This window comes from Kineosporia sp. NBRC 101677, from assembly GCF_030269265.1.
Classification (GTDB): Bacteria; Actinomycetota; Actinomycetes; order Actinomycetales; family Kineosporiaceae; genus Kineosporia; species Kineosporia rhizophila.
The window spans coordinates 75,372-95,602 of the sequence record NZ_BSTA01000015.1; the positions used below are offsets into that span (position 1 = coordinate 75,372).

General features: G+C 70.5%; 19 protein-coding genes. 9 read left to right on the top strand and 10 right to left on the bottom strand.

Going from position 1 to position 20,231, the window contains the following annotated elements:
* Positions 1–44 precede the first annotated feature (44 nt).
* Positions 45–860, top strand: coding sequence for an aldo/keto reductase (locus QSK18_RS32015; protein WP_285626899.1), 816 nt, complete (start codon positions 45–47; stop codon positions 858–860).
* Positions 861–899: 39 nt separating this feature from the next.
* Here the strand turns inward: QSK18_RS32015 and QSK18_RS32020 are convergent, their stop codons facing one another.
* Positions 900–3,029 (bottom strand): MMPL family transporter, encoded by a 2,130-nt coding sequence (locus QSK18_RS32020; RefSeq protein ID WP_285626910.1) that lies wholly within the window; start codon positions 3,027–3,029, stop codon positions 900–902.
* 68 nt (positions 3,030–3,097) lie between these two features.
* Here QSK18_RS32020 and QSK18_RS32025 point away from each other — a divergent pair, with 68 nt between their 5' ends.
* Both QSK18_RS32025 and QSK18_RS32030 read left to right on the top strand, forming a co-directional pair.
* Positions 3,098–3,418 carry a PadR family transcriptional regulator gene (locus QSK18_RS32025; RefSeq protein WP_232813304.1) on the top strand — a complete coding sequence of 107 codons (321 nt, stop codon included), beginning with the start codon at positions 3,098–3,100 and terminating at the stop codon, positions 3,416–3,418.
* Between the two features lie 53 nt (positions 3,419–3,471).
* Positions 3,472–4,128 carry a permease prefix domain 1-containing protein gene (locus tag QSK18_RS32030; protein ID WP_285626935.1) on the top strand — a complete coding sequence of 219 codons (657 nt, stop codon included), beginning with the start codon at positions 3,472–3,474 and terminating at the stop codon, positions 4,126–4,128.
* Positions 4,129–4,130: 2 nt separating this feature from the next.
* On the opposite strand, the gene QSK18_RS32035 is transcribed toward QSK18_RS32030, so the two are convergent.
* The 8 genes from QSK18_RS32035 to QSK18_RS32070 form a co-directional block, all read right to left on the bottom strand.
* Positions 4,131–5,009, bottom strand: coding sequence for an aldo/keto reductase (locus tag QSK18_RS32035; RefSeq protein ID WP_285626938.1), 879 nt, complete (start codon positions 5,007–5,009; stop codon positions 4,131–4,133).
* 74 nt (positions 5,010–5,083) lie between these two features.
* A complete protein-coding gene (locus QSK18_RS32040; RefSeq protein WP_285626941.1) occupies positions 5,084–6,289 on the bottom strand; it encodes a hypothetical protein in 1,206 nt (401 codons plus the stop codon).
* On the bottom strand, positions 6,286–7,890 hold the full coding sequence (locus tag QSK18_RS32045; protein ID WP_285626944.1) for a beta-N-acetylhexosaminidase: 1,605 nt from the start codon (positions 7,888–7,890) through the stop codon (positions 6,286–6,288). The genes QSK18_RS32040 and QSK18_RS32045 overlap by 4 nt, the downstream gene beginning before the upstream one ends.
* A gap of 3 nt (positions 7,891–7,893) precedes the next feature.
* On the bottom strand, positions 7,894–8,730 hold the full coding sequence (locus QSK18_RS32050; RefSeq protein ID WP_285626947.1) for a carbohydrate ABC transporter permease: 837 nt from the start codon (positions 8,728–8,730) through the stop codon (positions 7,894–7,896).
* Positions 8,727–9,686, bottom strand: coding sequence for a carbohydrate ABC transporter permease (locus QSK18_RS32055; protein WP_285626950.1), 960 nt, complete (start codon positions 9,684–9,686; stop codon positions 8,727–8,729). The genes QSK18_RS32050 and QSK18_RS32055 overlap by 4 nt, the downstream gene beginning before the upstream one ends.
* Positions 9,683–11,017 carry an extracellular solute-binding protein gene (locus QSK18_RS32060; protein ID WP_285626953.1) on the bottom strand — a complete coding sequence of 445 codons (1,335 nt, stop codon included), beginning with the start codon at positions 11,015–11,017 and terminating at the stop codon, positions 9,683–9,685. The genes QSK18_RS32055 and QSK18_RS32060 overlap by 4 nt, the downstream gene beginning before the upstream one ends.
* A gap of 60 nt (positions 11,018–11,077) precedes the next feature.
* Complete coding sequence (locus QSK18_RS32065) at positions 11,078–12,256, bottom strand: ROK family protein (RefSeq protein WP_232813312.1); 1,179 nt, start codon at positions 12,254–12,256, stop codon at positions 11,078–11,080.
* A gap of 123 nt (positions 12,257–12,379) precedes the next feature.
* Entirely contained in the window at positions 12,380–13,786 is a 1,407-nt protein-coding gene (locus tag QSK18_RS32070) for a short-chain fatty acyl-CoA regulator family protein (RefSeq protein WP_232813313.1), read from the bottom strand.
* 136 nt (positions 13,787–13,922) lie between these two features.
* On the opposite strand from QSK18_RS32070, the gene aceA reads away from it, so the two are divergent.
* The 4 genes from aceA to QSK18_RS32090 all read left to right on the top strand — a co-directional run bounded on the left by aceA (position 13,923) and on the right by QSK18_RS32090 (position 18,073).
* Positions 13,923–15,185: an isocitrate lyase gene (gene aceA, locus QSK18_RS32075; protein ID WP_285626958.1), complete on the top strand. Its 1,263-nt coding sequence runs from the start codon at positions 13,923–13,925 to the stop codon at positions 15,183–15,185.
* Positions 15,185–15,457, top strand: a complete 273-nt coding sequence (locus QSK18_RS32080) for a hypothetical protein (protein WP_232813315.1) — start codon at positions 15,185–15,187, stop codon at positions 15,455–15,457. The genes aceA and QSK18_RS32080 overlap by 1 nt, the downstream gene beginning before the upstream one ends.
* Before the next feature lie 85 nt (positions 15,458–15,542).
* Complete coding sequence (locus tag QSK18_RS32085; protein WP_232813316.1) at positions 15,543–16,868, top strand: GH1 family beta-glucosidase; 1,326 nt, start codon at positions 15,543–15,545, stop codon at positions 16,866–16,868.
* Positions 16,865–18,073, top strand: a complete 1,209-nt coding sequence (locus tag QSK18_RS32090; protein ID WP_285626963.1) for an MFS transporter — start codon at positions 16,865–16,867, stop codon at positions 18,071–18,073. The genes QSK18_RS32085 and QSK18_RS32090 overlap by 4 nt, the downstream gene beginning before the upstream one ends.
* 16 nt (positions 18,074–18,089) lie before the next feature.
* On the opposite strand, the gene QSK18_RS32095 is transcribed toward QSK18_RS32090, so the two are convergent.
* Positions 18,090–18,797 carry an aminotransferase class IV gene (locus tag QSK18_RS32095; RefSeq protein ID WP_285626965.1) on the bottom strand — a complete coding sequence of 236 codons (708 nt, stop codon included), beginning with the start codon at positions 18,795–18,797 and terminating at the stop codon, positions 18,090–18,092.
* A 247-nt stretch (positions 18,798–19,044) separates the two neighbouring features.
* Between QSK18_RS32095 and QSK18_RS32100 the strand changes: the two genes are divergently transcribed.
* Positions 19,045–19,806 (top strand): SAM-dependent methyltransferase, encoded by a 762-nt coding sequence (locus tag QSK18_RS32100; protein ID WP_352396703.1) that lies wholly within the window; start codon positions 19,045–19,047, stop codon positions 19,804–19,806.
* Between the two features lie 158 nt (positions 19,807–19,964).
* Positions 19,965–20,216, top strand: coding sequence for a hypothetical protein (locus QSK18_RS32105; RefSeq protein ID WP_232813321.1), 252 nt, complete (start codon positions 19,965–19,967; stop codon positions 20,214–20,216).
* The last annotated feature ends 15 nt before the right edge of the window (positions 20,217–20,231 follow it).

Consider the following 20,231-nt stretch of genomic DNA (forward strand, 5'->3'; position numbering starts at 1 on the left):
TAACCGCGGTGGCGCCGGACGGTTCCGTACGTAGGGTGAGCTGCATGTCTGTCCTGAACGAGCACTTCACCCTGAGCAACGGTGTCCGGATCGACAAGATCGGTTTCGGCACCTGGCAGATCCCGGACGGCCAGGAGGCCTACGACGCGGTCAGCTACGCCCTGAAGAACGGCTACCGGCACATCGACACGGCCCGCGCCTACGGCAACGAGGAGAGCGTGGGCCGCGCGGTGCGCGACAGCGGCATCCCGCGTGACGAAATCTTCGTCACCACCAAGCTTCCGGCCGACATCAAGGACTACGACCGGGCCCGGGCCAGCTTCGAGGAGTCCAGTTCGCTGCTCGGCATCGGGCACGTCGACCTCTATCTAGTCCACTGGCCCTCGCCGCAGCCCGGCCAGGACCACGCCGAGGGCAACCAGGCGGTGTGGCGGGCGATGGAGGAGTTCACCGAGGCCGGGCGGATCCGCTCGATCGGCGTCTCCAACTTCAGCATCGCCGACCTGGAGTCGCTGAACCGGACGGCCCGGATCCGCCCGATGGTCAACCAGATCCGCTGGCACGCCGGCTACACCCAGGACGAGCTCACCGCCTACTGCAAGGCCAACGACATCCTGGTGGAGGGCTACTCGCCGCTGGCCACCGGGAAGATCCTGAAGCACCCCGAGCTGGAGAAGATCGCCGCCAAGTACGACCGGTCGGTGGCCCAGGTGAGCCTGCGCTACCTGCTCGAGAAGGACATCCTGCCGCTGCCCAAGTCGGTCACGCCCGAGCGGATCAGCCAGAACACCGACCTCGACTTCACCCTCTCCGCCGAGGACGTCGCGTTCCTGGACGGGCTGGAGGACGACCGCTCCTGATGCGGTCGGGCCGGGTCTCCCCAGGTAGGGGAGCCCGGCCTACTCCACCCGTAGGCCGGGCAGGGTGCGCTGTAGCCGACGCGGAGCCCACCAGGCCCGATCGCCGAGCAGGCGCATCACGGCGGGCACGATCAGGCAGCGGATCACCAGGGCGTCGAGCAGGACCGCGGTGGCCATGCCCAGGCCCATCATCTGCAGCATCCGGCTGGGGCTGAGCACGAACGCGCCGAACACCACGATCATGATGGCGGCCGCGGCGGTGATCACGCTGCCGGTGCCGGCCAGGCCCTCGCGCACCGCGGTGGTGGCGTCGCCGGTGCGGGTCCACTCCTCGTGCATCCGCGAGACCAGGAACACCTCGTAGTCCATCGACAGCCCGAACACGATGGCGAAGATCATCACCGGCACGAACGCCTCGATCGGCCCGGGCTCGGCCCACAGCCGGCCGTGCTGGAAGACCAGGACCATCACCCCCAGCGCGGCGCCGATCGACAGCAGGTTCAGCACCGCGGCCTTGACCGCGATCGCCACCGACCGGAACACCATCAGCAGCAGCAGGGCCGAGAGCCCGACGACCGAACCGACGAACAACGGGAATCGTTCGCCCACGGCGGTGGAGAAGTCGACCGTGGCCGCGGTGGGACCGCCGACCAGGACGCCCTCGGGCAGGTCGGCCCGCAACTGCCCGACCAGGTCGGCCGTGCGCCCGTCCTGCGGGGAGCCCGCCGGGAAGGCGAGACTGGTGATGAGAAAACCGTTTTCGGACGCCTGTGGCGGCGTGGCCTCGGCCACTGCGGGATGCGAACTGAGGACGTCGAACGCGGCTTGCGCGCTCGCCTCGTCGCCGTCGGGGGTCACCACCACCAACGGGCCGTTCGCACCCGGCCCGAAGGCCCGGGTGACCAGCTCGTACGCCTCCCGGGTGGTGCTGCCGGCCGGGTCGTTGCCCTCGTCGGCGAAGCCCAGACGCAGGTCCAGGGCGGGGGCGCTGAGGGCCAGCAGGGCGATCACGGCCACCAGCAGGGCCGGCACCGGGCGGCGCTGCACCAGGTCCGCCCAAGCACGCCAGCGCCGGCCGGGCTCCCGGCCACGGCGCCGGGCACGCTCGGCGTGCTTGTGCACGCTGCGCTCGATGCGGCGGCCGAAGATGTGCAGCAGCGCGGGCAACAGGGTCAGGGAGGCCAGCATGGTCATCAGCACGGTGAGGGTCACCCCGAGCGCGACCCCCTCGAGCGCGCCCAGACCCAGCGTGTACAGACCGAGCAGGGCGATCACCACGGTGGCGCCGGCGAACAGCACCGATCGGCCGGCGGTGTCCAGGGCGGTGCGGGTGGCCGTCTCGCGATCGGCGCCGTGCAGCAGTTCGGAACGGTAGCGGGCGAAGACCAGCAGCGCGTAGTCGATCCCGACGCCGAGGCCGACCAGCATCAGCACCGGTGGGGTGTAGTCGGGAATGGTCGTCACATGGGAGAGCAGGGCCACCGCGGCGAACGTGGTGCCGACCGCGAAGAGCGCGGTGATCAGCGGCAGGGCGGCGGCCAGCAGGGAGCCGAACAGGAACACCAGGATGATCAGGGCGGCCAGGACGCCGGCGCCCTCTCCGCCGCCGCCCTCCTGCTCCTGGATCTCGCGCACGGCCTCGCCAGAGGCCTCGACCCGCAGGTCGTCGCTGCCGTGCTCGAGTGCGGTGTCGAGGATCTCGCGCTTGTCGTCGAACGGGATCAGCCCGGCCGCGTCGTCCAGCAGCACGGTGGCCAGGGCCACGGTGCCGTCGTCGGAGACCGTGCCGGCCCGCGGGTCGGGCGGCTGGACGGCGGCCACGTGCGGCAACTCGCGCAGGTCGGCCAGCAGCGGGTCGATCAGGGACGTCCGGGCGGCGATCCCGTCCTCGGCCTGGAGAACCACGGTGATGCTGTCGCCGCGCTGCTGCGGGCTGTGCTCGGCGTAGGCGTCGAGCAGCTCCTGGGACTCGGTGCCGGGCAACGAGAAGTCGTTGTTGTAGTCGGTGCCGGCCGCTGCGGAGCCGACGGTGACCGACGCCAGGATCAGCGCCCACAACCCGATGGCCCACCAGTGGTGGCGCTGCGACCAGCCGGCCAGCCGGGTCAGGCGGGTGGTGCGGGGTTGCTGCGGGCGGGGTGGTGCCTCGCTCGGTTCGGTGGCGGTCATGCCGGGCCCCCATACGTAGACTGTCTACATGTAGTGCCAATGTAGGGGCGCTTATGTAGCCTGTCTACATGAAGGCTGATGCGGTCCGGGGACATCTCGACGCGCTGATCCTGGCCGCGCTCGAGCACCGGCCCCTGCACGGTTACGCGATCATCGAGGCGCTGGCCGCCCGCAGCGGCGGTGAACTCGACCTGCCCACCGGCACCGTCTACCCGGCGCTGCGCCGGCTCGAGGCAGCCGGCTACCTGGAAAGTGTCTGGTCGGAGGAGTCGGGCCGAAAGCGCCGTACCTACACGCTTTCCCGGGCCGGGCACAAGCGCCTGGAGGGCGCCCGGCAGGAGTGGACGCTGTTCTCCCGGGTGGTCGGTCAGGCCCTGGGGCCGGCATGAGTTCAGGGAGATCCCGGATGACATCCGTCCCGGCGCTCAGGCACCCTCGAGACGTGAGTTACCTGGGGGAACTCGAGGCCGCCCTGACCGGTCCGCGCCGGCTGAAGCGCGACCTGCTGCAGGAGGCGGCCGACCACCTGGAAGACGCCACCGAGGCCCTGATCGAGGCCGGGCACAGCCCGGCCTCGGCCCGGCGCCGGGCCGAGGCCGACTTCGGCCCGATCGCCGAGGTGGCCGACGCCTACGCCGAGACCCTGGCCGTGGCCTCCTCCCGGCGCACCGCCGGCCTGCTGCTCTTCGTCCTGTCGTTCCAGCCGTTCCTCTGGGACAGCGGCGTCAACCTGGGCCGGATGTTCGACAAGGCGGTCCCCGACACCTGGTGGTACGCCATGCTCGACGTCGGCATCGAGGTCGGGGGCGGGATCTCGCTGTCCGGCGCCGCGCTGGCCCTGGTGGTCACCGGCGTGGGCAGTCGCTGGTTCCCGGTCGGGCGCCGCGAGGCCCGCCTCACCGCCCTGTTCACCGTGCTGGCCAGCCTGTTCGTGCCGCTCACGGCCTGGTCGATGATGGCCGGCAGCCACACCCCGCCGGTGCTGTGGGCACTGTCGCTGGTGCTGATGGTCCTGCCGCTGGCCGCCGTCGCGGCCAGCGCCCTGCACACTCTCGCGGTCGCCGGCACCCCGGCACCCGCCTCGAGCCCGGCCTCCTGAGGTCAGTCCTCGGGGATCACCCGGTCGAACATCTGCGGCCGCGGCACGCTCGGGTCGGGACCGTTGCGCACGCCCCGGTCCAGAGCATCGATGGAGGCCAGCTCCTCGGCGCTGAGCTCGAAGTCGAACACGGCGAAGTTCTCGGCGATCCGCGTGGGGTTCGCCGACTTGGGGATGGCCGAGCGGCCCTGCTGCAGGTGCCAGCGCAGCATCACCTGGGCGGGGGTACGGCCGTGCCGCTCACCGATCTCGACCAGCGTCTTGTCCTGCATCACGTTCACCCGTTCCTCACCCCAGCCGGGGTAGAAGGTGATCCCGCCGATCGGCGACCAGGCCTGGGTCAGGATGCCCAGCCGGGCGTGCAGCTGCTGCTGTTCGGGCTGCACGAAGTAGGGGTGCAGTTCGACCTGGTTCACCGCCGGCACCACGTCGGTGGCGGCGAGCAGGTCGTCCAGGTGCGGGGGCTCGAAGTTGCTCACCCCGATCGCCCGCACCTTCTCCTCGGCCAGCAGCTTCTCCAGGGCGCGGTAGGCGTCCAGGGTCTTGTCGAACCGGTCGGTGGCGGGCTGGTGCAGGATCAGCAGGTCGATCCGGTCGAGGCCGAGCTTGCCGGTGGCCTTGTCGAAGGCGTGCAGGGTGGAGTCGAAGCCGTAGTCGCTGACCCAGATCTTGGTCTCCACGAAGACCTCCGAGCGCTCCACGCCGGAAGCCCGCAGGCCCTCGCCGACCTGACGTTCGTTCCCGTAGGCGGCGGCCGTGTCGATGTGCCGGTAGCCGGTCTCCAGGGCGACCCGGACGGCCTCGGCAGTCTCTTCGGGAGAGCTCTGGTACACGCCCAGGCCGATCTCGGGCAGGGTCACACCGTTGTTCAGAGTGAGCATGCGTTCACGCTAGACCCGGTGCGGCCTGCCCGAGAGGCTGAGCTGTTACCCCTCTGAGCGGGAATAACCGCCGGTCAGAGCCGGAAGGGGTTCCAGCCGTGGGCGGCCATCAGGTACCAGGCGGTGGCTCCGGTGTGCAGGCTGGCGTAGTAGAGGTCGCCGAAACCGGTGTCCAGACCGTCGGAGGAGGCCGCCGGGACGCCCCGGCCGTCTCCGTGCTCGGTGGTCTCCTGCGCCGTGCGGATGTTGTCCAGCAGCTGCTGCGCCTCGCCCCGGCGGCCGCGCAGCTTCTGCACCAGCGCGGTCTGGCCGGTGCCCTCCAGCCACACCTTGCTGACATCGGTGCTGCTGTAGCTGACTCCCTCGACCCCGGCGTCCCTGGCTCTCAGGTTCTTCAGGGCCCAGTCGACCGACCGCTCGTACCGGCGCTCCAGCGTGGCCAGGTAGGCCCAGGTCTGGGTGTCCAGCGGGATCGGGTTGCGGTTGGTGGTGACGCCGTCCGGGTCGGTCCCGGTCCACACGTGCCCGCCCGCCCGGTCCTGCATGGCCCGCACGAAGCCGAACGCCAGCTCGGCCCGGGAGCGCCAGAGCGGCCGGCCGGTGAGCCGGGCCAGCATGGTGAAGAAGGCCCCGACGTCGATGTTGTGCTCGGTGGCCTTGAACGTGTTCGCCACGTCCTCGCCGTTGCGGCCACCGGTGTAGCCGTAGGGCGCCCGCTCGGTGTCCAGCGTCTTGTCCTGGATCCAGTCGGCCTCCAGCAGAGCGCCTTCCAGGAAGCGGCGTCGGCCGGTGCGGGCGTACAACTGGGCGAAGGCCATCCCGACCCAGGCCTGGTTGCCGGTGAACGCGGCCGGGGAGCCGATGTCCAGCGAACCGTTCAGCACCGCGAACGAGTCCGGCTGGTAGGAGGCGCGGGTGCGCCCGTCACCGATCGGGTCGTGCTCCTGGGCGTAGAGCAGGGTGTCGCCCAGGATCACGGCGCGGCGCAGGTCGTCGGCCCGGCCGCCGGCCAGCCAGGCCAGGATCACCAGGGCGTCGTCGTAGGCGAACGAGGACACGAAGTCCCACGTCGGGGTCTGGAAGAAGCCACCGGTGTAGCTGCGCGGCACGCGCAGCGCGGACCCGGACGCGAACTCGTCGAACTTGGCGGCGAGAAACGCGTGGGCCTTGCCCACCGACGTCTTCAAACCGGTGTCGGCCGAGGCGGTGGCCGGGTACAGCAGGCTGAGTCCGAGCGTGGCCCCGCCGAGAATGGCCGTTCGGCGCGAGGTCTGACTCACGTGATGTTCTCCACCAGAGACGCGATGTGGGCGGCGCGTTCCTCGCGGCTGGAGGGCCGGCCGGGCACCCCCGGACGCTTCTGCCACGGCTTGGGGCCGTCGGCCGGCCGGTACTCCACGCCCAGCGCGTCCAATCGGGTGAGGTGGTGCTCCAGACGGCGGCTGAAGTCGTCGAAGTCGCGCTCGGCCGGGCCCCACAGGGCTTCGGCAACCGCGCACAGGCGGGGGTAGGCGAAGAAGTCCACGGTGCGAGGGCTGTCCATGTGCTCGGTCCAGATGTTCGCCTGCCCGCCGAGCACGTGCCGGGCCTCTTCGGGGCTCAGTTGCGGGGGCACCGGCTCGAAGGCGTAGACATCCTGCAGGGTCAGGGGAATGGCGACCGGGATCGGCTCGTCCGGCGAATCGGACTGCCGGTAGTCGAGATACACCACGTCGTCGGGGCAGGAGACCACGTCGTGCCCCCGCCGGGCCGCCGAGACCGCCCCGGCCAGGCCCCGCCAGGACGCCACCGTGGCGCCGGGCGCCAGTTCGCCTTCGAGGATCTCGTCCCAGCCGAAGAGCCGGCGGCCCTTGGCCGTGAGGTGGTCGTCCAGACGCCGGATGAACCAGGTCTGCAGATCAGCCTCGCGGGTGACCCCCAGTTCCTTCATACGTTCCTGGGTGCGCGGGTCGCTCTCCCACTGCTCGCGCGGGCACTCGTCGCCGCCCACTCCGATGTACTTGGCCGGGAAGAGTTCCACCACTTCGTCGAACACGTCCAGGAAGAACTGGACGGTCGACTCCTCCAGGTTGAGCACGTTGGCATCGATGCCCCAGCGCGTCCACACGTCCAAAGGCTTCTTCTGGACGCCCAACTCGGGGTAGGCGGCCAGGGCCGCCTGAACGTGACCTGGGGTTTCGATCTCCGGGACGACGGTGATGAACCGCTCGGCCGCGTACGCGACGATCTCGCGAACGTCGTCCTGGGTGTAGAAACCACCGTGCGGGCGCCCGTCCTCGGGTGCGTCCGGACCGGCGCCGACCTGGCTCGAAGGCCGCCAGGCGCCCACCTCGGTGAGTTTCGGGTAGCGCCTGATCTCGATCCGCCAGCCCTGGTCCTCGGTAAGGTGCCAGTGCAGGGTGTTCAGCCGGTGCACCGCCATCAGGTCGATGAACCGCAGCACGTCGTGCTTGGGCAGGAAGTGCCGCGCCACGTCGAGCATCACACCGCGCCAGCCGAAACGTGGCGCGTCGGTCAGGGTCACCGCTCCGATCGCCCAGCGCTGACCCGGAACCAGGCCCTTCCGGTACACCGCCGCCGGCAGCAACTGCAGGAACGCCTGGCATCCGTAGAACACCCCGGCCGGTGCCCCGCCGCTCACCACCGCCCCCTGCCCGGTGACCTCCAGTCGGTAGGCCTCCGCGCCCAGGTCCGGGTCGATCCGCAGAACCACGGTGCCGGAGGACGATTCGCGCAGCGGCAGTCCGGTGGCGGGGCGAAGAGCCTGCTGGAACCAGGCCAGCACGCCTCCCAGTTCTTCGGGAGCACTCAGCGTGGTGGCCCGGTCGAGGACGAGTTCACCCTCACCGGTGGTGGTTTCGAGCGGGCGGGGGATCAGCATGGGTCAGCCCTTCACAGCGCCGGCGGACATCCCGGCCACGAGGTTGCGCTGGATGATGAGGAAGAAGATCACGACGGGCAGCGAGAACAGCACCGAGGCAGCCATCTGCCCGCCGTAGTCGGTGCCGATCAGCGGGTTGATGAACGAGGCCAGCCAGACCGGCAGGGTGTACTGGGCCTCGTCCTGCATGAAGGTGTAGGCCACCAGGTAGTCGTTCCAGGCCGCGATGAACGCGAAGATGCTGGTGGCGATCACCCCGGGGGCGACCAGCGGGAACAGCACGCTGAAGAGGATCCGCCAGGTGCCGGCCCCGTCGCAGCGGGCCGCCTCCTCGATCTCCACCGGGATGGCCACGAAGAAACCGCGCATCACCCAGATCGAGAACGGCAGCGAGGTGGCCAGGTAGGCGAGGATCAGACCCCAGTAGGTACCCAGCAGACCGGCCTCGTTGAACAGCACGAACATCGGGATCAGCAGGGCGGTCACCGGGAGCATCTGGATCGCCAGGATGACCACCAGGATCGCCCGGCGCCCGGCGAAGCGGAACCGCGACAGCGCCGCCGCGGCGAAGATCCCCACGGCGATCGACAGGACCACCGTGGCCGCCACCACGATCACGCTGTTGCGCAGGTTGAGCAGGAAGTTCTCCTGCGTCAGGGCGGTGACGAAGTTGTCCAGCGTGGGGTGCGCGGGCAGGAACTGCGGGGTGGTGGTGGTCAGGTCGCGCGGGGGTTTGAACGAACTGTTGACCATCCAGTAGACCGGGAAGATCCAGACCAGGCAGAAGATCGCAGCGAGGACATTGGGGATCCGGCCCCGCTGACGGGTCGGACGGGTCACAGGTCTTCTCCCGACTTGAGCAGGCTTCGGATGTACAGCGCGGTGAGGCCGAGCAGGATGGCGGTGGTGATCACCGAGATGGCCGCGCCCTCACCGACCTGGAAGCCGACGAACGCGGTCTTGTAGGTGAACACGCCCAGCGTGGAGGTGGAGTCGCCCGGTCCACCGGCCGAGAACAGCCAGATCTGGTTGAAGACGTTGTAGTCCCAGATCACCGACAGGATGGTGACCAGCAGCAGGGTGGGCCGCAGGAACTGCAGGGTGATCACCCGGTAGACGGTGAGCTCGCTCGCCCCGTCCAGCCGGGCCGCCTCCTGGTACTCCGCGGGCACCTGCTGCTCGGCCGCGTTCAGGGTCAGCGCGATGAACGGCACGGCCTGCCAGACCACCAGCATCCAGATCGCCACGTAGGCCAGGGTCGGGTCGTCGGCCCAGTTCAGGTTCGTGGTGTCACCGAAGACCCGCAGCTGCGCGAGGATCCAGTTGACCACGCCGTAACCGGGCTGGAAGAGCCAGTTCCAGACCAGGGTGGAGGCCACGTTCGGCATCGCCCAGGCGGTGATCAGGACCACCGTGGTGGTGTAGCGCCAGAACAGGTTCACCCGGGTGAGCAGGTGCGAGACACCCATGCCGATCAGCATGCTGCCGATCACCAGGGCGGCGGTGAACAGCACGGTGCGCAGCAGCGACTTCCAGAAGTCGCTGCTGGAGAGCAGGTTCGTGTAGTTCTCCAGGCCGGCGTAGGTGAACTGGCCGGTGAACAGCGTCCTCTGGTTGTAGTCGGTGAACGACGTGTAGACCAGGTAGGCGATCGGGGCGATGGTGACCAGCACGATCACCAGGCCCGCCGGGGTCAGCAGCCACAGCGGGGTGAAGTCGGGGCGGCGCCCCCGCGCACGGGGCGCGGGGGCGTCGGGCGGGCTGGGAGGTGCCTTGGGAGGGGCTTCGAGGCTCACAGGGTGTCCGCGATGTGGGCGTCGAGCTCCTTGGCGGCCTCCTCGGGCGTCTTGGACCCGGAGGCGATGGAGGAGAACATCTCGTTGATGCTCTTGTCGCCCTCGATCGTGGCCCACTGCGCCGCGGCCGGGGTGGCCTTGGAGTTCAGGGCGGCGTCGTAGAAGCCCTTGAGCTGCTCGGACAGGGTGGGCTGGGCGGCCTCGATCGCCTCGGTGCTGTTCGGGATCCAGCCGTCGTTGCCGTACACGTACTTGTCCTGGAAGTCCGGGCTCACCGCGATCTTGGTCCAGACCAGGGCCAGGTCGACGGCGTCGCTCTTGGCCGCGATGCCCCAGTCCGAGCCACCGAGCATGGCCGGCTGGGTCTCACCGGAGATGCCCGGGATCGGGAACGTGCCCAGGTCCTCCTCCTTGATCTCCGGGTTCAGCTCCATCACCTTGGCCAGGCTGCCGGTGGTGGTGATGATCGCCGAGGTCTTGCCGTCGGCGAACACCTGGTTCCAGTCCGGCTTGTCGGTGTCCAGGCCCTGCGAGGCCTTGGTGGAGTAGGTGTTCTGGAAGGTCTTGAAGTCGTTCAGGCCCTTGATCGCCTCGGGGGAGGAGAGGCCGCCCTTCCAGGAGTCACCCTCCTGGGTGGCCAGTTCCGCACCCGCGTCCCACACCCACTGCATACCCGCGGCCCACTGCTGGCCGGGCAGGTAGAGGGCGGAGAAGTCCGAAGCCTGGTTGGCCGCCTTGATCTTGTCCAGCGACTGGGTCAGCTCGTCGTAGGTGGTCGGGGCCTCGGTGACGCCGGCCGCTTCCCAGATCTTCTTGTTGTACATGACCGCGCGGGCCCCGGCGAAACCGGGCACGGCGTAGAGCTTGCCCTCCACCGTGGCGGGCTCCTCCAGGCCGGCCAGCCACTTGCGGCCCTGGGCCAGGTCGTCCTTGTAGTCGGTGACGTCGACCAGGCCACCGTTGGCTGCGAAGCTGGCCACCTGGGTGTTGCCCAGGTCCAGCACGTCCGGGGTGTTGTCGGTGGACAGCGCCGTGCTGATCTTGGTGGTGATCCCGTCCCACTCCTGGATCTGCACGTCCACCTGGGCGCCGGTCTGCTTGGTGAACTCCGCGTTGATCGCGTCGATGGTGGCCTCGGTGTAGTCACCGTTCATCGTCCAGACGGTGAGGGTCTTGCCCTCGCCCTTGGCCGCGGCGACCGTCTTGGGGCCGCTCCCGGAGCCGGACCCGGAGTCCGTGTCGGAGTCGGAACTGCTGCTCGCGCAGGCGGACAGGGCCAGGGCGGCGGTGAGGCCGAAGGCGGCCGTGGTGGTGAAACGGCGGGGACTCATGGCGGGACTCCTTGTGCGGGGGATTCGGGCGGGAGACGGGCAGGTGGATCGGGAGCGGTCTTACGGTGTTGTCTCGGCCTCCACGGCGGTGGCCACGGCGCCGAGCAGGGCGGCGCGGGAGCCGAGTTCGGCGGGCAGGACGACGATGCGTTCTGCGGTCAGGGGTTTGGTGTAGCGCTCGACCGCGTCGCGGATGGAGTCGGCCAGGTGGGTTCCCCCTCCGGCCAGCTCACCGCCCACGAGCACGGCCTGCGGGGCGAGCACGTTGCACAGCGCGGCCACGGTGCGGCCGATCGCCGCCCCGGCATCGGTGACCGCGCGGATCGCCGCGCGGTCACCGGCCTGAACCAGTTCGGCCAGGTCGGCGGGAGTGCGCACCTCGGGCCGGACCACCCGCAGGGCGGCCAGCACGGTCTCCAGCGAGGCCTGGGTCTCCAGGCAGCCGCGGTTGCCGCACAGGCACAGGTCACCGAACTCGGCGACCTCCATGTGCCCGAGCTCGCCCGCGCCGCCGTGGTAGCCGCGGTACAGCCGGCCGCCCAGGACCAGCCCGGCGCCGATGCCCCAGGAGGCCTTCACGTAGGCGATGTCGTCCAGGCCCACCGCCGCCCCGAAGCTGCGCTCACCCAGGGCGCAGAGGTCGGCGTCGTTCTCCACGTGAGTCTCCAGGCCGGTGGCGGCCGCCAGCACCGGGCCGGGAGCCAGCTGCTGCCAGGCCGGAACCCGGGCCGAGACGACGTGCCCGGTGCTGGTCTCGACCACCCCGGGCACGGCCACGACCAGTCGCGAGATCCGTTCCCGGGCGGCCTGCCCGGCCTGTTCGGCCAGTTCGTCGACCAGCGCGGCGATCCGGGTGAGGGAGTCGGCGCGGTCCACGTCGATCCGCCGGTCGCACTCCAGCACGACGGCCCCGGACAGGTCGCAGACCGCGGCGTGCACCACCTCGCGGGTCAGGTTCAGGGCGATCACCAGGCCCCGGCCACCGACCAGGCGCACCAGGCGGGCGGGCCGTCCGGTGCGGCCGGTCCGGCTGTGGTCGTCGACCCCGCCCTCGCTGACCACACCCTCGTCGGCCAGTTCGGCGACCAGGCTGGAGACCGTGGTGGCGGACAGTTCGGTGAGGCGGGCCAGGTCGGCGCGGCTGACCTCCCCGTGCTCGCGCAGCAGATCCAGCAGCCGGCGGCGGTTCGTGGAGCGCAGCGCCTTCAGCCCTCGGGTACCGGGGGACAACAGCGACATGAGCGGAAACGATCACAGTTAGACCATTCCCCGTCAATATTCCTGGCGTACAGAAGCGGTAAACGGTTTGTTTCTCCAAAGTCCGTAGAAACAACGGCTCTCGGGCCGGACCGGGTCGGGCAGTTACTGACGACCCCGGCCGAACGTCGTCTCCGGGGCCACCGGGTAGGGCGCGAGCCGGCCGCTGCTCTCCTCGATCGCCAGGCGCTTGCCCACCTGGGGCACCGCCCGTTGGGCGCAGTCGTCGCGCGCGCAGGTGCGGCACCCCGGCCCGATCGGCACGGCCGCCACCCGGTCGGACAGGTCCAGGCCGGCCGAGTAGACCAGGCGCCCGGCGTGCCGCAGTTCGCAGCCCAGGCCGATCACGAAGGTCTTGCCGGTCGCGCCGTAGCGGTGCGGGCGGTGGATCACCGTGCGGGCGATCCAGAAGTAGTGCCGCCCGTCCGGCATCACCGCGATCTGGCGCAGCACCTGGCCGGGGGCGGCGAAGGCCTCGTAGATGCTCCACAGCGGGCAGGTGCCGCCGGTCCGGGTGAAGTGGAAACCGCTGGCCGACTGGTGTTTCGACATGTTCCCGGCGCGGTCCACCCGGATGAACGAGAACGGCACGCCGCGGGCACGGGGACGCTGAAGGGTGGACAACCGGTGGCACACCGTCTCGAAGCCGACCCCGTAGTGCCGGGCCAGTCGCTCCACGTCGTAGCGGAAACGCTCGCTGGTGGCGAGGAAGTCGCCGTAGGGCAGGAGCAGGGCGGCGGCGAAGTAGCTGGACAGGCCGATCCGGGTCAGGGCCCGCACCTCGGGGTTGGCGATCTCGGCGGTCAGGGCCGAGAGTTCCTGCTCGTGCTCGGTGAAGGCGAGGTGACCGGCCAGCCGGAACGCCTGCTGGCCGGCGTCCAGCCGTTCCGACAGGTGCAGCACGTTCGGCCCTGTGTCGAACCGGTGCAGGTGCGCGTCGGTCTCGGGCAGCGTGCCGATCCGGATGCCGTGGTGGGCCAGTCGCCGGGTCAGCGGTTCCAGCGCCCGGGCCGAGGGCAGGCCGATCAGCCCGGCCAGTTTCTCCGCGGCCTGGTCGAGCACGGCGAAGTGATTCTTGTGGCGGTAGAAGAAGGTTCGCACCTCCTCGTGCGGCATCGGTGTGGCAGTGGGCAGTTCGCGGTCGCCTGACAACGATGCCAGCTGTTCGGTGGCCTGCCGGTAGCGGTGGTGCAGCAGGGTGATCGCACGGGCGCTGTCCGGGAAATGCCGGGCCAGCTCGCCCACCTCGCCGGTCGGGGCGCCCAGGTCGGCGAACGCGTCCCGCAGTTCGGCGGTCAGCCGGGTGGTGTCGTCGCCGGCGAAGAACCCGGCGTCCACCCCGAACACCTCGGTCAGCCGCAGCAGGACCGGCACGGTGAGCGGGCGCTGGTTGTGCAGCAGCTGGTTCAGGTAGCTGGGGGAGATCTCCAGCAGACGGGCCACATCGACCTGACTGAGCCGGCGATCGGCGATCAGCTGACGCAGGCGCGGCCCGGCGAACGTCTTCTCCATCGGCGAACGATACCCACCCCGAAAATCCGCAACTTCGCAGACGGCGGCGAAAAGTTGGCCGGACTTGGCCGATTGGGGCCCTCGCGGGCCGGCCGGGCGGCTGTCAGGGTGGAGGGAACCCGATCAGGAGGCGGCCATGACGAACGCGGAACAGCTTGCGCAGCAGTGGAAGACGGACGAGCGCTGGAAGGGCGTCGAGCGCACCTACTCGGCCCAGGACGTGGTGCGGCTGCGTGGCAGCGTGTTCGAGGAGCACACCCTGGCCCGGCTCGGGGCCGAGAAGTTGTGGCGCTCGCTACACAGCGAGGACTACGTGGCCGCCCTCGGCGCGCTCACCGGCAACCAGGCGGTGCAGCAGGTGCGGGCCGGGCTGAAGGCGATCTACCTGTCCGGCTGGCAGGTCGCGGCCGACGCCAACCAGGCCGGCCAGACCTACCCCGACCAGAGTCTGTACCCGGCCGACTCGGTGCCCAAGGTGGTGCGCCGGATCAACAACGCGCTGCTGCGGGCTGACCAGATCGCGCACAGCGAAGGGGGCGGCGACGTGGACTGGCTGGTGCCGATCGTGGCCGACGCCGAGGCCGGCTTCGGTGGGCCGCTGAACGCGTTCGAGCTGATGCGGGGGATGATCGCGGCCGGTGCGGCCGGGGTGCACTGGGAGGACCAGCTGGCCTCGGAGAAGAAGTGCGGGCACCTGGGCGGCAAGGTGCTGGTGCCGACCGGGCAGCACGTGCGCACCCTGAACGCCGCCCGCCTGGCCGCCGACCTGGCCGGGGTGCCCTCGCTGATCGTGGCCCGCACCGACGCCCAGGCGGCCACCCTGATCACCAGTGACATCGACGAGCGGGACCGGCCCTTCGTCACCGGCGAGCGCACCGCCGAGGGCTTCTACCGGGTGCGCGGCGGCCTGGAACCGTGCATCGCCCGGGGCCTGGCCTACGCGCCTCACGCCGAGCTGTTGTGGATGGAGACGTCCAAGCCCGACCTGGAGGTGGCGCGGGCCTTCGCCGAGGGGATCAAGGCGCGCTACCCCGACCAGATGCTGGCCTACAACTGCTCGCCCTCGTTCAACTGGCGGCGGCACCTGGACGACGACACCATCGCCAAGTTCCAGCGCGAGCTCGGGCACATGGGGTACAAGTTCCAGTTCATCACCCTGGCCGGCTTCCATGCGCTCAACCACTCCATGTTCACCCTGGCCCAGGGGTACGCGGAGACCGGGATGAGCGCCTACGTCGAGCTGCAGGAGCGCGAGTTCGCCTCGGAGGAGCGCGGTTACACCGCAACCAAGCACCAGCGGGAGGTCGGCACCGGCTGGTTCGACCTGGTCAGCACCGCGATCAACCCGGCCGGGGAGACCACCGCGCTGGCCGGCTCGACCGAGCAGGAGCAGTTCTGATGCTGATCGGTGAGCCCGGGGTGCGGGCGAGTGTGGCCGAGGTGGTGCATCACCTGAACCTCCGGCTCGGCGGTGGCGCGGCCGAAGACCCGCTCGCCGCGCAGAACTCCGCCCACCTGGTGTGGCAGTGGGTGCGCGAGGAGCTGGTGGCCCGGGCCCTGGTCGAGCAGATCGTGCACGAGGAGACGGCCGGGCTCAGTTCCGGCGGCCGGGTGTTCGACCTGTTCGTCCAGACCGCACTGGGGGTCCGGCCGCCGGCCCTGGAGGTGTAGCTCTACGGTCGCGCGACATCTGGTGCCTGAGCCCCCGCTTCTGCGAATATCGGATCTTTCCGGCACAGGAGTGGGGGTCGGGTCCGTGAACCTGCCGCGGGACTTCGTCTTCGGAACGAGTACGGCCGCCTATCAGATCGAGGGGGCGGCCACGGCGGACGGCCGGGGCCCGAGCATCTGGGACACCTTCTGCGCCGAGCCCGGCCGGATCGCCGACGGCAGCAGCGGCGCGGTCGCCTGCGGTCACTACGACCGGCCGGCCGAGGACGTGGCGCTGCTGAAGCGGCTCGGCGCCGGCGGCTACCGCTTCTCGATCGCCTGGCCGCGGATCCAGCCGGGGGGCCGGGGCCCGGTCAATGCCCAGGGGCTGGCCTTCTACGACCGGCTGGTCGACGCGCTGCTGGAGGCGGGCATCCGGCCGATGGCCACGCTCTACCACTGGGACCTGCCTCAGGAACTTGAGGACGAGGGGGGCTGGCTCAGTCGCGACACGGCCTACCGCTTCGGTGAGTACGCGTCGGTGGTCGCCGGGTGCCTGGCCGACCGGGTGGCCTCCTGGTGCCCGGTGAACGAGCCGAACGTGATGACGTTGCAGGGGTATGCGCTCGGAGAGCTGGCCCCTGGGAAGAACCTGCTGTTCGAGGCGCTTCCCGCGGTGCACCACGCGTTGCTCGGGCACGGTCTGGCGGTGCAGGCGCTGCGCACGGCCGGAGCCACCGGGATCGGTACGGCCACCAACCACTTCCCGGTGCGCGCGCTCGGCCGGTCCGAGGCCGACCGGGTCGCCGCCCGGTTCCTCGACCTGCTCTGGAACCGGCTGTTCGCCGACCCGATCCTGCTCGGCCGCTATCCCGAGGGCCTGGGCGAGGGGATGCCCGGCCCGGTGGCCGAGGACCTGGAGCTGATCGGGCAGCCGCTCGACTTCTACGGTGTGAACTACTACAACCCGATGGGTGTGCGGGCGGCCGCCCCGGGCTCGCCGCTGCCGTTCGACTACGCGGAGCTGAGCGGCTACCCGACAACGGGTTTCGGCTGGCCGGTGGTCCCCGAAGGGCTCACCGAGCTGTTGCTCGACCTGCACGCCCGCTACCCGGGCATCCCGCCGGTCGTCATCACCGAGAACGGCTGCTCCTATCCCGACGCGCCCGACGAGCAGGGAGTCGTCGACGATCAGGCCCGCATCGACTACCTCCAGGCCCATCTGCGGGCGGTCGAGGAAGCGGTGGCTCAGGGGGTGGACGTGCGGGGGTACTACTGCTGGTCGCTGATGGACAACTTCGAGTGGGCGCACGGGTACACCCAGCGGTTCGGGCTGGTGCACATCGATTTTGAGACGCTCGTGCGCACTCCCAAACGCTCGTTCAGTTGGTACGCGGACCTGGTGCGGGCGCACCGTGAAGGCCGGGCGTGAGCACACAACTCGAGCGGGTCCCGCGCCTGTGGGTGGGTGGGCTCTTCCTGGCCAGCATCGGTCTGTGGTCGGGTTTCTTCGGGCCGATCCAGGTGCTGCTCGCCCAGCAGGCCGAGGTGCTGGCCCCCGAGCACAAGGAATCGGCGCTGTCCCTGGTGACCGGTGTGGGGGCGGCGGTCTCCACCGTCCTGAACCCGTTCTGGGGCGCGCTTTCCGATCGCACCACGCTGCGCCTGGGACGTCGGCTGCCGTGGGTGCTCGGCGGGGCCGCTGCGGGCGCCGTGTCGATGGTGCTCCTGGCTCAGGCCGACAGCGTCGGGCAGATGGTCCTGGCCTGGGCGCTGGCCCAGGCCGGCCTGAACGCCATGCTGGCCGCGATCACCGCCACCGTGCCCGACCAGGTGCCGGTGCACGAGCGGGGTACCGTCGGCGGCGCCCTGGCCGTGGCCCAGACCCTGGGCGTGGTGGCCGGTTCCGGCATCGCCGCGGCCACCGGGAGCATTGCCGCCGGGTATCTCACGCTGGCGGCGGTGCTCCTGATCACCACCGTGCCCTACGCCCTCAATTCCCGCGACGTCCCGCAGTCCCGGCCACCGGCGTCCTTGAATTGGTCTGCGTTCTGGGTGTCGCCGCGTGAGCACCCCGACTTCGCCTGGGCCTGGCTCACCCGGTTCCTGATGAACCTGGGCAACGCGCTGCTCATCCTCTACCTGCTCTTCTACCTGGAAGACGCGGTGGGCCTGGCCGAGGACGAGGCCGAAGGGGCGGTGTTCGCCCTGACCGCGGTCTACGGCGCCTGCACTGTGGTCACCGCCTTCGCCGGTGGCTACTGGTCCGACAAGGTCGGCCGGCGCAAGGTTTTCGTGATCTGGTCGGGCCTGGTCACGGCGGCCGCGCTGCTGCTGTTCGCCCTGGTGCCCACGCTGGCGGCGGCCTGGGTGGGGGCGGTGCTGCTGGGCATCGGGTTCGGCGCGTACACCGCCGTCGACTTCGCACTGATCACCCAGGTGCTGCCCGCGGCCGACGACCGCGCGAAGGATCTGGGCGTCATCAACATCGCCGCGGCCCTGCCGCAGGTGCTGGCCCCGGCCCTGGCGGCGGCCGTGCTGGCGCTCGAGCTGGGTTATGCCGGGGTGTTCGGGCTGGCGGCGGCGATCAGCGTGCTCGGATCGGTGCTGGTGGGACGGATCCGGTCGGTGCCGTGAATGGCGGCGCGGTCCGCTACTTGGCCAGCCCGAGCAGCTCCTCCTGCCACGACTGCCGCCGGCCATCGATCGAACCGACCGGACCAGCCGACCGGATCCCGTGCAGAGCACTCATCGACCAGCACACCAGCCCGTCCAGCGCCCTCACCCCAACCTGCTCGAACACCACCTTCTGCCCCCGCCGGGCAGCAATCCGCAGCACCAGCGCACGAGTAACACTCGGCAGCAGCCCCGGCCCGTCCGGCGGCCCGCACAGCACATCGCCCCGCCACCACATCAGCGAGCTCAGCGCCCCCTCCCGCACCCACCCCTCCGGTGACACGAGCACCGCCTCGGTGCCGTCGCCGCCCTGCGCACGCAGCTTCAGCAGGGTCTCCAGGTCGGGTCCTTTAACTAAAGGACGTTTGCGAGGGTCAGGGCGGTCGGGGAACCAGAGCGACACGGAGGACGAGGGGGGTGGGGCGGGCCTGACCCAGGCCCGGAACTCGCCCTGGTGGAACTCGATGCGGGGGAACCAGCGGCCGGTACGGGGGAGCAAGGGGAGCACGTCGTCGAAGAAGAGGCCGGCGTCGGGGTGGGCGCAGGAGCGGGTGAAGCGCTCGCGGTGCAGGTCCAGCCCGCGGCAGCGACCCTCGTCGACCAGCCAGGAGTCGGCCACGTCGACCGCCACCGTGGTGTCGTTCGTGGGGGCGAAGGCGCCTCGGCCCAGCCAGCGCTGTTTCACGGAGCTGATTGTCGCTCAGGGGTCACACGCGGAGCTCGACGGGCTCGTCGGGACTCGTCGTGGCCGGTCGTCGCCGCTAGCCTGAACCCGCACAGAAGCGACAAAGGCGCCGGGCTGTGCAGTCCGGGCGCGGATCGGGAGGGGAACCGTGACCGAGCCAGAGAAGTCCGACCAGCCGAGCGAGCCGGGGCAGCCGGGTCAGCCACCGGCGGATGCCACCCGCCAGGCCGTCCATCCGGACCACCTGATCCCGAACTCGGCCCGGATGTACGACTACTGGCTCGGCGGCAAGGACAACTACGCGGCCGACCGCGAGCTGGCCGACTTCTTCCTGCAGAAGATCCCCTCGATGCGGGAGATGGCGCGGGCCAACCGGGACTTCGTCAACCGGGCCACGCACGCCCTGGCGGCCGAGGGGGTGCGCCAGTTCCTGGACATCGGCACCGGCATCCCCACGAGCCCCAACCTGCACGAGACCGCGCAGTCGGTGGCGCCGGACGCGCACGTGGTCTACGCCGACAACGACCCGGTGGTGCTGGCGCACGCCCGGGCGCTGATGATCAGCAACGAGGTGGGGCAGGTCGCCTACATCGCCGCGGACGTGCGGCGGCCGGAGGCGATCCTGGCCGATCCGGAGCTGCGGGCCCAGCTCGACCTCGAGCGGCCGGTCGCGCTGATGCTGATCGCGGTGCTGATGCTGATCGACGACCGGGAGGACGTGCAGGGCTCGGTGGCCAAGCTGCGCGAGGCCCTGCCGTCCGGCAGCTACTTGGCCATCACTCATCCCACGGCCGACTTCGACCCGCCGGTGGTGAACGAGGTCACCGAGTCGGCGCGGGCCTCGGGCATGACCTTCGTGCCGCGGGCCAAGGCCGAGGTCGAGCAGTTCTTCGGCGACTGGGAGCTGATCGAGCCGGGGCTGGTGCCGGTGCGCGCCTGGCGGCCCGACGGCCCGGTGGAGGACCCGCAGTCGGCCTGGTACTGGGCAGGCGTGGCCCGCAAGCCGTAGGCCGGGAGGTCGCGACTGGCGGGACGGGCGGGGCTGACTAGATTGGGGCGCAGTGGGACAGCGGGGTTGAGCACCAGGCCTGGCCTGTCCCGGCAAGTGCTGAGGAGTGGGCGGTCATCGGCAAGCAGAGCACTGCCGTAGCAGCGACCGGCACCTGGGTGGACCCGGACGGAGTCCGGCGTCCCTCGGGTGAGGTGCACGGCTGGCGGCAGGGGATGAACCAGACGTTGTGCGGGCTGGCGCTGAGCCGGTCGCGGCTCAGTCGCTTCCCGCACGTCTCCTGGGCCGACGCCGACCCGGCCACCGGGGCGCACGCCGACGCGGTGGCCGAGGTGTGCCCACGCTGTGCCGCGGCGATGGGGGTGCGGCGTGACAGCCGGCCCTGGACACGCCACGACCCCCGACCCTGAGCAGCTCAGCAACCA